The sequence below is a fragment of the Butyrivibrio sp. INlla16 genome, assembly GCF_900104155.1.
Classification (GTDB): Bacteria; Bacillota; Clostridia; order Lachnospirales; family Lachnospiraceae; genus Butyrivibrio.
The window spans coordinates 41,976-57,714 of sequence record NZ_FMYB01000022.1 but is presented as its reverse complement, the minus strand read 5'-3'; the positions used below and the strand labels follow the sequence as shown (position 1 = coordinate 57,714).

12 protein-coding genes are annotated in these 15,739 nt (G+C 43.5%); all 12 read left to right on the top strand.

Translation table 11 applies throughout. The features are described 5' to 3' along the window. Positions 1–39: 39 nt before the first annotated feature. The 12 genes from BLR42_RS11695 to BLR42_RS11640 all read left to right on the top strand — a co-directional run bounded on the left by BLR42_RS11695 (position 40) and on the right by BLR42_RS11640 (position 15,716). Positions 40–1,356 carry a nucleotide sugar dehydrogenase gene (locus tag BLR42_RS11695; protein WP_091869259.1) on the top strand — a complete coding sequence of 439 codons (1,317 nt, stop codon included), beginning with the start codon at positions 40–42 and terminating at the stop codon, positions 1,354–1,356. Positions 1,357–1,424: 68 nt separating this feature from the next. After that, the gene (locus BLR42_RS11690; RefSeq protein ID WP_091869257.1) at positions 1,425–2,228 is read left to right on the top strand and encodes a DUF2334 domain-containing protein; all 804 of its coding nucleotides are present in this window, start codon (positions 1,425–1,427) and stop codon (positions 2,226–2,228) included. Positions 2,229–2,230: 2 nt separating this feature from the next. Next, positions 2,231–3,502, top strand: a complete 1,272-nt coding sequence (locus BLR42_RS11685; protein WP_091869255.1) for a glycosyltransferase family 1 protein — start codon at positions 2,231–2,233, stop codon at positions 3,500–3,502. A gap of 14 nt (positions 3,503–3,516) precedes the next feature. Next, positions 3,517–5,454, top strand: a complete 1,938-nt coding sequence (asnB, locus tag BLR42_RS11680; protein ID WP_091869253.1) for an asparagine synthase (glutamine-hydrolyzing) — start codon at positions 3,517–3,519, stop codon at positions 5,452–5,454. Then, positions 5,451–6,704: a glycosyltransferase gene (locus BLR42_RS11675; protein WP_091869251.1), complete on the top strand. Its 1,254-nt coding sequence runs from the start codon at positions 5,451–5,453 to the stop codon at positions 6,702–6,704. The genes asnB and BLR42_RS11675 overlap by 4 nt, the downstream gene beginning before the upstream one ends. A gap of 43 nt (positions 6,705–6,747) precedes the next feature. Next, positions 6,748–8,256: an MBOAT family O-acyltransferase gene (locus BLR42_RS11670; RefSeq protein WP_091869249.1), complete on the top strand. Its 1,509-nt coding sequence runs from the start codon at positions 6,748–6,750 to the stop codon at positions 8,254–8,256. An 18-nt stretch (positions 8,257–8,274) separates the two neighbouring features. Continuing rightward, the gene (locus BLR42_RS11665; protein WP_091869247.1) at positions 8,275–9,378 is read left to right on the top strand and encodes a hypothetical protein; all 1,104 of its coding nucleotides are present in this window, start codon (positions 8,275–8,277) and stop codon (positions 9,376–9,378) included. A 10-nt stretch (positions 9,379–9,388) separates the two neighbouring features. Further along, a complete protein-coding gene (locus BLR42_RS11660) occupies positions 9,389–10,432 on the top strand; it encodes a glycosyltransferase family 2 protein (RefSeq protein WP_091822652.1) in 1,044 nt (347 codons plus the stop codon). 34 nt (positions 10,433–10,466) lie between these two features. Further along, positions 10,467–11,336, top strand: coding sequence for an alpha-1,2-fucosyltransferase (locus BLR42_RS11655; RefSeq protein WP_022762282.1), 870 nt, complete (start codon positions 10,467–10,469; stop codon positions 11,334–11,336). A 31-nt stretch (positions 11,337–11,367) separates the two neighbouring features. Beyond that, positions 11,368–13,191, top strand: a complete 1,824-nt coding sequence (locus BLR42_RS11650; protein ID WP_091869245.1) for an ABC transporter ATP-binding protein — start codon at positions 11,368–11,370, stop codon at positions 13,189–13,191. Then, positions 13,160–14,356 carry a hypothetical protein gene (locus tag BLR42_RS11645; protein WP_091869243.1) on the top strand — a complete coding sequence of 399 codons (1,197 nt, stop codon included), beginning with the start codon at positions 13,160–13,162 and terminating at the stop codon, positions 14,354–14,356. Before BLR42_RS11650 ends, BLR42_RS11645 begins: the two co-directional genes overlap by 32 nt. Next, positions 14,307–15,716, top strand: coding sequence for a sugar transferase (locus BLR42_RS11640; RefSeq protein ID WP_091869241.1), 1,410 nt, complete (start codon positions 14,307–14,309; stop codon positions 15,714–15,716). The genes BLR42_RS11645 and BLR42_RS11640 overlap by 50 nt, the downstream gene beginning before the upstream one ends. The last annotated feature ends 23 nt before the right edge of the window (positions 15,717–15,739 follow it).

Below are 15,739 nucleotides of genomic sequence, written 5' to 3'. Positions count from 1 at the left end.
TATAATAGTAGAGTAAATATATTTTTAGGAGAAAGAAAAATGAGTTTGTATGAAAAACTCCTTGCAGGCGAGGAGAAGCTTTCACTTGTAGGACTTGGTTATGTAGGAATGCCCATTGCGGTAGCATTCGCTAAGAAGATAAAGGTTGTAGGCTACGATTTCAATGCTGAAAAGGTAGCACTTTACAAAAAGGGAATCGATCCCACCAGAGAGGTCGGGGACGATGCGATTAAGAAGACAGAGGTTGACTTTACTGCCGATCCCGAGAAGCTTCGCGAGTGCAGATTTCACATCGTAGCGGTTCCGACACCGGTTAATGATGATCACACACCTGATCTTACACCCGTTGAGAGTGCCAGCAGAACACTTGGAAAGTACCTGACAAAGGGCTCAATCGTTGTATATGAGTCAACGGTTTATCCCGGAGTTACAGAGGATGTGTGCGTTCCGATTCTTGAGAAGGAGTCAGGACTTAAGTGCGGCGTCGATTTCAAGGTTGGTTACTCACCCGAGCGTATCAATCCCGGTGACAAGGTTCACAGACTTGAGACTATAGTGAAAATCGTATCCGGTATGGATAATGAGACCCTCGAGGAGGTTGCAAACGTTTATAAGCTTGTGGCTCTCGCAGGTGTTCACGAGGCAGAGACCATTAAGGTTGCAGAGGCTGCAAAGGTTATCGAGAACAGCCAGAGAGATATCAATATTGCTTTCATGAACGAGCTTTCAATGATCTTCCATCGCATGGGAATCGACACCAAGAGCGTTCTTGAGGCAGCAGGTACGAAGTGGAACTTCCTTAACTTCAAGCCCGGTCTCGTAGGCGGTCACTGCATAGGTGTAGATCCTTACTACCTCACCTATAAGGCTGAGGAGCTCGGCTATCACAGCCAGATCATTCTTTCAGGTCGCCGTATCAACGATGATATGGGAAAATATATTGCGGAGTCCTGTGTTAAGAATCTTATTGCCCAGGATCTCAATGTAAGACATGCAAGAGTAGGTATTCTTGGCTTTACCTTCAAGGAGAACTGTCCTGATACACGTAATACCAAGGTTATCGATATTTACAATGAACTTCAGGAATACGGAATCTCACCTATCGTGGTAGATCCGCAGGCCGACAGCGATGAGGCTAAGCGTCTCTATGGAATCTCTTTCAATACAATGGACGATTTCAAGGACATGGATGCGGTTATCGTTGCGGTTGCTCATGAGGACTTCCTCGGAATTACCACTGAGGATATCAAGAAGTGGTACAATCCCGAGCACAAGAGAAGAGTATTCCTTGATATAAAGGGTATCTATGACAAGAACAGCTTCGATCCTTCAGAGTTCTCATATTGGAGACTTTGATGACGAGGCAGTTATAAGCAAAAACAAATGGGGGATATGCCGCCACCGCAGCGTGGCGGCGTTATTGTATGAAGATTGTAATCAGACTTGATGATTTTTCTCCGGGTATGGATATGGGGAAATTTAGGCGTTTTAAGAGGCTTCTTGATGAGTATCATATCAAGCCTCTTATTGGCGTTGTTCCGGAAAACCGGGATCCAAAGCTGGATGCCTTTCGCGATGAGCCTGAGGAGGATAATAAGAAGCCAAAGGGCAGAGAGGAACTTCCTGATGATAAGATTCGCGAGGAGGACTATCCTTTCTGGCATCTTGTAAGGAATCTTCAGTCCGAGGGCTGGATAATTGCCATGCACGGGCTTCATCATGTGTATACCACCAAGAAGGGTGGAATGCTGCCCCTTAACAAGCAGTCCGAGTTTGCCGGCATTGATCTGGAGAAGCAGATAAGTATGATAGCCGAGGGAAAGCGTATCCTTGGTGGACATGGTATAGCTACCGACTTTTTCATGGCACCGAGCCACAGCTACGATAAGAATACTATGACTGCTCTTGCTGAAAACGGATTCAGAAGAATAACAGATGGTTTCGGAAAGAGAGCATACAGAAGATTCGATATGACTTTCTATCCGATTTCATTTAGGAAGGATGCGGTGCTTAAGGATGAATCCGAGGGATACACAACCTTTGTTATTCATACCAATACCTTAAATGGTGACGATTTTGCCTACTATGAGAAGGTATTTGCCAGCGGAAAAGTAGTGAGCTGGGATGAATGGCTTTTGGAGGAGCCTGCGGAGGCTTCTGATTTACAGGGGATTAAAGAATATCTAATGGCACGCTTTAAATATATCGCCGTGCATAAAAGGTGGTAAAGATGGCGCAACCGATAAGAATATTACATGTTTTTGGAACACTGGGACTTGGCGGAGCGGAGAGCCGCATCATGGATCTGTACAGGCATATCGACAGAGAGCGTGTACAGTTTGATTTTTTGGTGCATGCGGATGCTGATTCCACCGGGAAGAAGTGCCCCACATCAGATGAACTTATGCTGGTGAGAAAGCCGGATTATTTTGATGATACTGTAAAAAAACTGGGCGGAAATATCTATGCGGTTCCCAGATTTCATGGGACAAATGCAAGGGATTACAAGAATGCCATAAGGATGTTCTTCATGCAGCACAGGGGAGAATGGAAGATGGTGCAGGGCCATATGACAAGTACGGCTGCCATTTATCTCCCGATCGCCAAAAGCTGTGGGATAGGAACTACCATAGCACATGCGAGAAGTGCCGGTGTTGACCCCGGATTAAAGGGCGTTGTGACAAAAATAATCAGGGCACCTCTTGCAAAAGAGGATACCTGTGATCTGAGATTTGCCTGCACGGAGAACGCTGCAAGGTCGGTATTTGGCGATACCATGACTGATGAGGGCCTTGTAAGGATTATTCCAAATGCTATTGATCTCAAGAGATTTGTTTATAATCAGGAAGTAAGAGATAAGATAAGAAAAGAGCTGGGACTCTCTAATGCCATCATAATCGGGCACGTGGGGAGATTCCATTATGCCAAAAATCATGAGTATTTGCTTAAGGTATTTGCCGAATTTCTGCGAATCCTTAACCATGATGATGCCAATTCCTTCAGTATGCTCCATGGAATGAGGATAAGGCTTCTCATGCTGGGAGAGGGCTCCCTGATGGATACCATGAAGCAGCTGGCGGTAGATCTTCATATAGAAAAACATGTGATATTTTGTGGTAATAAGTCCAATGCCAATGAGTACTATCAGGCGATGGATTATTTTCTCTTCCCTTCGAGGTACGAGGGACTTCCGGGAACTGTTGTTGAGGCACAGGCAGCAGGACTTCAGTGTCTTGTCTCTGATTCAATAACACCTGAAGTTGATATAACTCCTCTTGCAAGCAGGATGAGTATTGAGGAACCTCCGGCTATGTGGGCGAGGAAGATTCTAAATGACCTTATGCTCAGGGATTACTCCGAAGGAGAGGATGAAAATGCGCTTCCTATCGGGGACAGAGAGGCCTCATCAGAGCCTTTGACAGCTATGATCAGAGAGGCCGGTTTTGATGTACGGACTCAGGCAGAGCATTTACAGAGCTTTTATTTAACTGGAAGATTTTGATAAGGTACCGGTTCATGTGCGGAATATGCGGATTTTTTTCCAAAAACAGAATAACAGAAGATGAGCTGCGTATCATGAACGATACCATGATTCACAGAGGCCCCAATGATAACGGCGTGGAGCTCTACCCAGGGAAAGATGGCTACACCATAGGCTTTGCCCAGAGAAGACTCTCGATAAACGATTTGTCGCCCTTGGGACATCAGCCGATGACCTCTGCGAATGATAGAATATCAGTTGTTTTTAATGGGGAGATTTACAATTTCCTGGAGCTGAAGGAAGAACTTAAGGGCTATCCTTTTAAATCAACCTGTGATACAGAGGTTATTCTCGCAGGATACCTTAAGTGGGGCAAGGATTTGCCGCAGCATATACATGGTATGTTTGCGATTGCTCTCTATGACAGGGAGACGGATGAGCTGCTTCTTATCAGGGACAGAATCGGTAAAAAGCCCTTGTATTACTGGTATGAAGCCGGAAATATTGTATTTGGCTCGGAGCTTAAGCCTGTTATGAAGTGCCCGGGCTTTAAGGGGGATATCAGAAAGTCGATAATTCCGCGATATCTGTATCAGCAATATATAAATGCCCCTGAGAGCATTTTTGAGAATGTATGGCAGGTTGAACCCGGACAGATGCTGGTTTTCAAAAACGGTGAGGTTACAAAGACCGGATACTGGAGCATTAAGGAAGCCTATAAAAAGGGATCGGCTTCCATGATAGAAGATTATAGCGAGGCGAAGGCAGGACTTAAAAAACGCCTTCAAAAGTCTGTGGCTGACCGAATGATAGCGGATGTTCCCCTTGGAGCATTTTTATCAGGTGGCTATGATTCTTCGCTTATAACAGCGCTTGCTCAGGAACACAGTGATTCACCGGTGAAGACTTTCAGTATCGGCTTTAATGTTCCGGAGTATAACGAAGCCGAGTTTGCAAAGAAGGTGGCGGAGCATCTTGGAACAGATCACACAGAGCTGTATATAGATGAGGCAGAGATGCTCGAGCTTGTGGACAGCATTCCGGATTACTATGACGAGCCCTTTGCGGATGAGTCACAGATACCGACCATGCTTGTGTGTAAGCTGGCCAGGGAGAAGGTGACCGTTGCTTTGTCAGGAGACGGCGGAGACGAGTTTTTCTGCGGGTATAATGTATATGAGCATGTGGCGAAGGCCAGGGAGCTTGATCTCTTGGGCGGAGTTGTGAGCGGTGTAGGGCAGATTCCGGTAGGAAAGAATAAGCTTCTTACTAAGCTTCCGATAAAAGTGCAGGCGGTTGCGAATAACCGTGATCCAGAGACCAAGACTCAGATATCATCTCCTGCTTATATTCCCGCGGCGCATGCCTTTGTTACGGGAATTGAGGAACCGGATCAAAAGCTCACCTATGAGCAGTATGTAAACCGCAGATTCGGAGAGAGCGGACTTTTTCCGTGTCAGTATCCCGTGGAGTCCTCTTATGAGGTGGATGACTGGCAGGTAAGGCGCATGCTTCTTGATATGGACACCTATCTTCCCAGTGATATTCTTGTGAAGATGGACAGAGCTTCGATGAAATATTCGCTTGAGTGCAGATGTCCTATTATGGATACAGCTGTTATGGAATACAGTTTTTCCATACCACATGGTTTTAAATATATGAACGGAGATAAGAAGCATATCCTTAAAGATATTACTTATGACTATATTCCAAAGGAACTGCTGGACAGGCCTAAGAAGGGGTTTGGAGTTCCGATGGATGCCTGGCTTAGAGGCCCCTTGAGAGATAGTCTCATTGATTTAAGTAACGAGAGTTATCTTAAAAAACAGGGGATATTTAATCCCGAATACACGTCTTCTTTTATCAGAAATTATCTTGAAAAAGGTGACGGCGGTGCTTCGACGGGCGCCAACTTCTCCAGACTTTCCTGGAGTTTTCTGAGTTTCCAAAAGTGGTATGAGAGGTACTTATGACAGGTGGCGGTAAGCTGAGAAAAAAGCATATTGCTATGTATATAGGATCGCTGAACAAGGGCGGTGCCGAGCGCGTTATGTGTAACCTTGCCGAGTATTTTTACAGCATAGGTTATAAGGTTACGCTTGCGACCACCTATCTGTCCGATGACGAGTACGAGCTCCCCGATGCCGGATGGAAAGTTCTTGAGGACGAGGATGACAAGAATGCTGTTAAGGTTTTAAGTCCCGATGAAACGGAGAGGTATGTTGACCTTACGGGCGGAGTTCCGATGGGAATCGGACGTGTATTTACCGCTCTGATGCCCTACGAGCAGGGAAACAGACTGCAGAATTTTCATAGGAGAATTCAGAAGCTGACAAATACCTGGGAGAGAATAAAGCCTGATCTGATACTGTCATTTCTTGGAAAAAACAATGTTATGGCAATACAGTCGGCACTGGGACTTGATATACCCGTGGTGGTTTCGGTGAGGGCAACACCTTCGGAGGAATATGCGGGGACCGGCCTTAATCTTGCTATGAAGACTTTGTTTCCGGGGGCTGCGGGAGTTGTGGTTCAGACCAACGGGGCAATGGATTATTTCGGTTCACTGATAAAGACGAAATGTAAAGTCCTTCCAAATGCAGTCAATGAAGAATTCATAGGACATGACATCGTTCCCTTTGATGAGCGTAAAAAGGTAATAGTATCAGTAGGAAGACTTGATGAAAACAAGAACCAGAAGATACTTATAAATGCTTTTTCCTATGCTGTAAAGAAATATCCGGACTACAGGCTGGTTCTCTACGGTGATGGACCTACTAGAGACTTATTGGAGAGACTCTGCAGGAGCCTTGGAATTCTTGATGAGACCGGTAAAGGCGCTGCCGGTAAGGTTACCTTCATGGGTAGTGTTGACAGGATTGCCGACAGAATCGCGGAGGCAGAGATATTTGTGCTGACATCCAGAACTGAGGGTATGCCCAATGCACTAATAGAGGCGATGGCCCTCGGACTTTGCTGTATTTCTACGGACTGTCCCTGCGGAGGCCCGGCAGATCTCATAGTTAACGGTAGGAACGGGATACTGATTCCCATGGAGAGCGATGTAAACATGGCGATGAATATTTTCCATGCGTTGGAGCGTATAATGGAGGATCCTACGATTGCCAGAAAGATGGCGGCATCTGCCCTTGAAGTCAGGGATAAGTACAACCCGCAGGTAATAAATGAGATGTGGCGTAAATATTTTGAAGAATTGATGTAAGAGATTTTTTCATAAAAAATATTGATATTAAAGGAGATAGCGGATGCAGTTTAACTCATATATTTTCATACTGTGCTTTTTGCCGCTGTCTCTTATTTTATATTTTCTTTTCCATGATATGGGGAAGAAAAAGATGGCGATGACATCACTTCTGTTGATGTCGCTTTGGTTTTACGGATATTTTAATCCCTACTATCTTGCAATTATCTGCAGCAGTATTGTCGTAAACTATCTGCTGTCCAGAGCCATGAGTAAATACAGAAGGCCATGTTTGATAGCAGGCGTTCTTTTTAATGTAGGACTGATTTTTTATTTTAAGTACTACGATTTCTTTATCGAAAATGTTAATAGCGTTTTCGGAACCGGTTTTAATCTCAGGCATATAGTATTGCCGCTTGGAATCAGCTTTTTTACCTTTCAGCAGATATCCTTTATTGTGGATTCCTACAAGGGTGAAACCGGCGCATATTCGTTTCTCGAATATGCGCTGTTTGTGTCATATTTCCCTCAGTTGGTGGCAGGCCCTATAGTACTCCATTCCGAGCTCATTCCGCAGTTCAGAGATGAAAAAAAGCACAGGATTAACTATGAAAACTTATGCCGCGGAATTATGCTGTTTTCAAGGGGACTTGCCAAAAAGATGCTGATTGCGGACACCTTCGGAAAAGCTGTGGACTTTGGCTTTTTGCAGGCAGCTCTTATTCCGGTGGGAGAGGGTGCTTTGACAATTCCCGAGATAATTATTGTTATGTTATCCTACACCTTCCAGATTTACTTTGATTTCAGCGGTTACAGCGATATGGCAACGGGACTTGGTGCGATGTTCAATCTGGATATTCCGATGAACTTCAATTCACCCTACAAGGCAATATCCATTGCAGGTTTCTGGAAGCGCTGGCACATGACACTTACAAGATTCCTTACGAATTATATTTATATTCCGCTCGGTGGTAACCGGAAGGGGAAGCTTCGAACTTATATAAATACACTTGTTGTCTTTCTGGTGAGCGGAATCTGGCACGGTGCGAACTGGACATTTATTCTGTGGGGTGTATTCCACGGATTGTTTCAGTGCATCAACAAGCTTACGCACGGAATATACAAGTCGGTTTGCGATAATGCCGCTAAACTTCCGGCGGGTAAGGTTTTTGCAGGCATCATAAAGGTTGTTAGCTGGATAATAACATTTGGTATATTAAATGTGCTGTGGCTTCTTTTCAGAGCTGACAGCGTAGAGCAGTGGCTTCAGATTTTAAGGAGACTCTTTGTGCTCAATCTCGATGTGAGATCTGAGCTTATCGAGGGCTTCAGAATCCCGAGATTCAGGTATGTATTGTCTGCGCTTCATCTGCCTGATGCTGATAACGTGGTACTTCTTACGGGATGCGGCCTTTCGATGATTGCGGCTCTTCTGATATGCCTTTGCTGCAAAAACAATTATGAGAGAAAGTACAAGACAGATGCGGTTTCTCTCGTATTTACATGGGTGATTCTCATGGCTTGCATAGTTTCCATGAGTTCAATCTCTACATTTTTATATTTCAACTTTTAATCGGGGCAGAACTTTGTTATGAAGAGCAAAAAATGGTTTTTCTCCATCTTAATATTGTCCGTAACTACGCTGATCCTGATAGCGGGACTGGTGTTTTTGGTGGACCCGTTTTTTCATTACAGAGCACCGAATCCCAAATTCTTCTATAAGCTTTATGATGAGAGATCTCAAAACGATGGTATAACAAAGCATTTCGACTACGACGCCATAATAACCGGGACCTCAATGGCAGAGAACTTCAAGGCAACGCAGCTGGAAGAGGGGCTTGGCTTTAAGACCATAAAGGTGCCCTTTTCGGGAGCCACTTACAAGGAGATAAATGATAATCTCGAGGTAGCCTATAAGAGCGGACATAACCCGCGTTATGTTTTAAGACCTCTCGATTACACGCTTCTTGTAAGAGACAAGGATGAACTAAGAGATGATATGGGTGAATATCCCTACTGGCTGACCAATGATATTATCTGGGATGATGTGAAATATCTTTTGAATAAAGATGTTATCGTAAGATATACGATACCTGCCATACTTGGATATTTTCAGGGAAAAAATCCCGGATATACAAATTTTGATGAATACAGTTTTACCGACGGGGAAAATATTTACGGAAAAGACCATGTTCTCCTCGGGAGAAAGAAATTTAAGGAGCCCGAAAAGTATTATCTTCCATCTGATGAGGATATGAAGATCCTCGAGGAAAATATAGAGCAGAACGTCGTTGCGCTTGCAAGAAAGCACCCCGAGACTACTTTTTTATACTTCTTCCCGCCCTATTCGATGGCATACTGGGGAGCAGTTAAGGAGGATGGAGAGCTCGATAATCTGTTAATATATAAAGAGAGAGCAATAGAGCTTATGCTCGAATGTGACAACATACATATTTACAGTTTTACTACTCATACGGACATCACCGCTGACCTTGACAGATACAGGGATCAGGCGCATTACGATTATGATGTGAATTGTATGGTGATGGATACTATAATAAAATATGAGAACGGCTATGAAAACACTGACATGTTCTCGGTATCCGACAGAATTACGAAGGATAATGCCATAGAATACGTGGCAGCCGAGAGAGTACTGTTGAGTGAGTTTGATTACAACTCACTGATCAAATAACGGAGCAGTTATGAAGGATATCAGCCATTTTTATTACAAGGGAATAGAACCGGAGAGGCAGCCTCTCGTTACGGTTGCCATATCCTGCTATGATGTTGAGAAGTATATTTCAAGATGCATAGAGTCCGTACTTGCGCAGACATATTCCAATCTGGATATTCTGATTCTGGATGACGGATCCAGGGACAGAACCGGCAATATCTGTGACTATTATAAGACGCAGGATTCCAGGATAAGGGTGGTGCATCAGAGCAATCAAGGCCCCGGAACCGCAAGGAATTATCTGCTTGATATGGCTTTCGGAGACTTCATTGCGTTTCTTGACGGCGATGATTATGTTGAGAAATACATTTATGAGTACATGGTCAGTGCAATCCTTGAGACACAGTGTCCGCTGGCTATCTGTAAGTATTATGAGAATAAGGAAGAGGATCCTGTAAAACGATATCAGCTTACTGAGGACATGCGTGCAAACAGACTTAGGATAATTCCGAGGGACGAACTGATAACAGGACTTATTGAGGAATCAGATGAACTTCCTGTCAGAAGTATGGTATGGAACAAGCTTTATCACAGAAGCATTCTGGAAGAGAGACGGTTCCCGGGAGTGATGTTTTACGAAGATAAACTGTTTACACTTCAGGTTCTCGGAGACGTGGAAGAGGCTGTGTTCATTGACACGCCGCTTTATCATTATATAATAGACAGAAAAGAAGGTCTAAGAACACAGGCGGGATTTTTCTGCATTTTTTCGGAGTGGCTTCCGTCACTACGGGATGCGAGGAACTATCTGTGCAGCATAGGCAGGGAAGATCTGGCCTGGTCACAGGATTATCTGAAATATAAGCAGCTTCTCGATTACTATTCTGAGGCCAAGCGTGACAAACTTGGTGATAAAAGTAAGTATCTTCCGGATATAACAGCGGAAATCGAGAAATGCAAAGATTCCTTTGACAAAATATATGGGTGCAGGATTGCTGACCCGAAGGAAAAAAAGCGCATGCAAAAGTTTTTGGAGCATCGCTGGACTTACGATCATTTCTATCTTAGATGATAATAATACATAATAAAAAGACGCGGGGGGAAGTATGATAATAATCAGAATGATGGGCGGTCTGGGTAACCAGATGTTTCAGTACGCCCTTTATCTTCAGCTGAAGGCTTTGGGGAAAGAAGTCAAAATCGATGATGTATACGGGTTCAGGGATGATCCCCAGAGAGATCCGGTACTTGAAAAAATGTACGGAATAACTTACACAAAGGCTTCTGATGCAGAGGTTGTGGATATTACGGATTCGCATCTTGATATTTTCAGCAGAATAAGAAGAAAACTCTTTGGAAGAAAGTCACATGAATATATTGAAGAGACAGGTCTCTTTGATCCAAAGGTATTTGAATTTGAGACAGCATATCTCAACGGATATTTTCAGAGTGATAAATATTTCCCGGATAAAGAAGTACTCGCTCAGCTTCGCAGGGAATTTGTGATTAAGCCCGATGATGTGTTTACTTCGGCGGACAGCTGGGAACTTTACAGACAGATACGTGAGACGGAGTCTGTCAGCATCCATGTGAGAAGAGGAGACTATCTGCTTCCCGGAACAGTGGAGACCTTTGGTGGAATCTGTGACAATGACTATTACAAGAGAGCCATTGATCGCATGGTCAGTGAGCATCCGGATGCTATTTTCTTTGTATTTACCAGTGATAAAGAGTGGTGCGAGCAGAATGTGTCAGGCAAAAAGTTCCGCATAGTCGACACAAAAGAGGAAAACGACGACGCTGCAGACCTTTTGCTTATGAGTCTGTGTAAGCATCACATCCTTGCCAATTCAAGCTACAGCTGGTGGAGTGCGTGGATGAACGATTCACCGGAGAAGACGGTTATTGTGCCCTCAAAGTGGCTCAATACCAAGCCCATGGATGATATTTATACTTCCAGGATGACAAAAATCTGAGGGTGAAGGAATAGACGATAAAGGATAGTTTATGAGTTTGAGTAATCCGAAGGAGAATAAGGTCGAGAGTCTTAATCTCCTTTCCAAAATAAATTACATTTTTGATAAAAAGCAGAAGAGAATGCTGGTAGTTCTGGGAATTATGATTATTATCGGCGGACTTTTCGAGACACTCGGAGTAGGAATGCTGGCTCCTGTTGCGGAGGTTATTTTTGATCCCGAGGAAGTATATAAAAAGATTGAGGGTATTCCAATCGTTAACAAGATGCCGCAGCTTCTTGGCCTTGATACCAACGCCAAGCTTATATGCGCGATACTGGCACTTCTGATTGCAATATACATAGTTAAAAACATATATCTTCTGATATTGGTATACGTTCAGAACAGCTTCATCTCCAAGACACGTAATGACATGATTTCCCGCGTAATGAGGGAGTTTTTGAACAGACCCTACGAGGATTATCTTGGTGCTGATATTCCGACTGTATTTCGAATAACTGACGGAGACATCCCCAAGACCTTCTCACTGATGCTGGCGTTGCTCAATCTTTGTACCGAGCTTGTTGTTTCAACATGCCTTGGTGTTTTCCTTATTTATAAAAACTGGAAAATGGCACTTCTTATCATCGTAGTGCTCGGTGGTATGACTATGATCATTACCAGAGTCTTAAAGCCCAGGATGAATGACATAGGAAGAAAAAATCAGACTATTGCATCAAGAATTGCCAAGTGGAGAATCCAGGCAATCTATGGCTTAAAGGAAGTTAAGGTGCTGAACCGAGAGGACTTCTTTATCAGAAATTATTATGAGTCCGGTAAGATCGGTGCAGATACGGACATAAGATATACATTTCTGAATAATACGCCGAGATCCCTTATTGAGACAGTGTTTATGGTTTCGATTTTCGGATTTATGATCTGGTTTATATCAAACGGTGGAGATACAAAGGTTTTGGCGGCTCATCTTACCGTATTTGCTGTTGCTGCGGTCAGACTCATTCCCAGCGCTACACGCATAAATACTTATGTAACAGAGATTGCTTATGAAATGCCTGCCCTGGACTTTGTGTTTAATAATCTTACCGAGTCTATGAAGGCAGATAAGAAGATGGCTGCTGAGAGAAGCGCCATAGCAGGACCTGCGCTTTCTCTTAATGACAAGATTGAGCTTAAGGGAATTACCTTTGCTTATCCCGATTCCGACAAGAATATTTTCACCGGAGCGGATATGGTGATACCTAAAGGAAAGTCTGTTGGTATCATGGGTTCCTCCGGAGCAGGAAAGTCCACTGTTGTGGATATACTTCTCGGACTTTTGCATGCACAGAAGGGTGAGATACTCTGTGACGGACAGAATATTTTCAGTAATTACGAGTCTTGGCTTGCTCAGATAGGATATATTCCACAGAGTATTTACCTTATTGATGAATCTATAAGAGACAACATTGCCTTCGGTATTGATGCTGAGGAAATAGATGAGGAGAGAATCTGGAAGGTCTGCGAGGAAGCACAGCTTTCTGAGTTTATTAAATCTCTGCCCGAGGGACTTGATACCAAGATAGGTGACAGAGGTGTGAGACTTTCAGGCGGACAGAGGCAGCGTATAGGTATCGCAAGAGCGCTGTATCACAATCCTGAGATCCTTGTGTTTGACGAGGCTACAAGTGCTCTCGATAATGAGACAGAGGCAGCAGTTATGGAGGCTATTAACAGCTTCCACGGCAAGAAGACAATGATAATAATCGCCCATAGACTTAACACCATTGAAAAGTGCGACATGATCTATGAGGTTAGCGATGAAAAGATCGTGGAGACCAGTCTTGATGGAAAGATCGTTTATCATAAAGCTACGTAATATATGTTTATATGCGGCACTGACCATAGAGCTTCTTCTTATGATCTATGAGAGAAGCACGCTGCCGCTTTCCAGTCCGAAGATGATCTTTCGCGTTAGCTTTGTTCTGACGGTTGCAGCGGTGCTTCTTACGAAATATTCCTTTAAACAATGGATTATTATCGCTATAACGGCTGCAATAAGTGTTGTGAGCTATAAAATTACAGGGAATAATGACCTTCTTCGATTTTCATTATTTGTTATAGCCTGCAAGGATGCTGACCTCAAAATTATGCTTCGCTATATCTTTGGGGTGACTGTGGTGGGAAGTCTTATTATTGCAGCCGCATCGGTTCTGGGCATTGCCGGAGACGTTAAAATAGCCCAGGATTTCGGGCGTGATGCCGGCTCCGAGGTTAGATATGCTTTTGGCTTCGGCCATCCAAATACGCTGCAGAGTGTAGTTTTTTCGATAACTGTTCTTTTGATTTACCTGATAAGGGAATTTGCTAAGTTTAAAAGAAATGTTATAATGGCAATTGCGCTTGTCCTTAATGTGCTTTTGTATTTTATTACCGGATCAAGAACGGGCACGGCGCTTACAGTTTTTACCATAGTTCTGGCATTTATTGTTTATCAGTTTGGGCCACTGAAGGACACAAAGATACTCTATGTGTCAGGGGCAGTGGTTATCGGTTCTTGCGTGGCTTTTTCGGTTTGGGCAGCAGCGATCAGCAAATATGCCAGAAAGAAGAAGTATCCGTTTTACTATAAGCTTGACCGGATTCTTACAGGACGTATACAGTCATTGTATTATGACACAAAGCCTCACAAGGGGGCGCTTCAGACCTGGAGTCTTTTCGGTGACGAATTTAGCGGTAATGCTTTTTTTGATATGGGGTGGGTAAGGTTATTTTACTGGTATGGAATCATACCGGCGATACTGATCTTACTTGTTATTTTATATTTAATATATCGCTTATATCTAAACAGGGATTACGGGGTGATGATAATGATAATCTCTGTCAGCTTATTTACTCTGGTTGAAGCTGGTTTTGTTTCTTCGTTTATAGGAAGGAATTATCTGCTTCCCATAGCCGGTGTATATCTTCTAGGCGATATATGGGAGGAAAATCGTGCAGGGAAAAACAAAGTATCTGATCAATTACATACTATGGATAGTTGATATTGTATCCATAGTTGTTTCTTTTGTGCTTGCTACTTATATCCGTTTCCTGAATTTCAGGGACATGGAGGATAAGGCGCTGCACTTCTATGTATGTATCGTTATGGTACTGGTATGTACAATCTATACCTTTGCCATAGATTCCAGCAGGGGCTTTCTAAAGCGTACAGTATGGAAAGAAGGTACAGTGGTATTTAAATCCGAGTTTGTTCTTATTCTCGGAACAATTGCCATCGCCTATGCTCTCCAGCTGGCACAGCCGTTTTCCCGACTTGTTATGCTGTATTTCATCATTATCAATTCGGTACTTATGCTTGCGCTTCATGAGATTGTGAAGATTATCCTCAAACAGTACTGGCAGAGTGGTGATGCGGCAATAAAGCTTCTTGTTGTTTCGGAAAAAGAGATAATGATGCCTACCATCAGACATCTTCAGCACAGACTTGAGTTCAACTATTCAATAGAAGGTGCAGTCTGCCTTGATGAGGATATGGAAGGCGATGAGATTAGAGGAGTTAAGATTATCGCTAACAGAGAGAACCTCATTGATGTAGTAACCTCTCTTGCGGTAGATGAGATATTTATCTATACCCCCAATATCAGCCAGAAGGCTCTCAATGAGACTATAGCTGCCTTTGGAGATATGGGTGTTACGGTTCATTACTGCGTAGAACTTCCCAATATCGCAGGAAGTACTTCGGTTGGCAATATCGGAACTTATTCAGTTATTTCATATATTCACGGAACAGAGAGATACAGAGCGCTCATGATCAAGCGCCTTATGGATATTGTGGGAGCCTTTGTGGGACTTCTGATAACTGCAGTTGTTACACCTTTTGTTGCGCTTGCAATTTTCATTGATGATCCCGGCCCGATTTTCTTCTCACAGATCAGAATCGGTAGAAACGGACGTAGATTCAAGATTTATAAATTCCGAAGCATGAGAACAGATGCCGAGGAGGTCAAGAAGAAGCTGGAAGCACAGAATGAAATGAACGGTCTTATGTTCAAGATGAAGGATGACCCCAGAATTACCAAGGTGGGTGCCTTTATCAGAAAGACAAGTATCGATGAGCTTCCGCAGTTCTGGAACATATTCAAGGGCGATATGAGCCTTGTGGGAACAAGACCTCCGACTGAAGATGAGTTCAATCAGTACAACCAGTATTATCGTAGAAGAATCAGTATGACGCCCGGACTTACAGGGCTTTGGCAGGTTAGTGGACGAAGCGACATAGAAGATTTCGATGATGTTGTAAAGCTTGACCTTCAGTATATCGATAACTGGTCACTCGGACTGGATATGCGGATTCTTATAAAAACTGTCGGAGTTGTACTTTTTGGAAGAGGTGCACACTAAGCTGTTATACATTAATAAAGCGA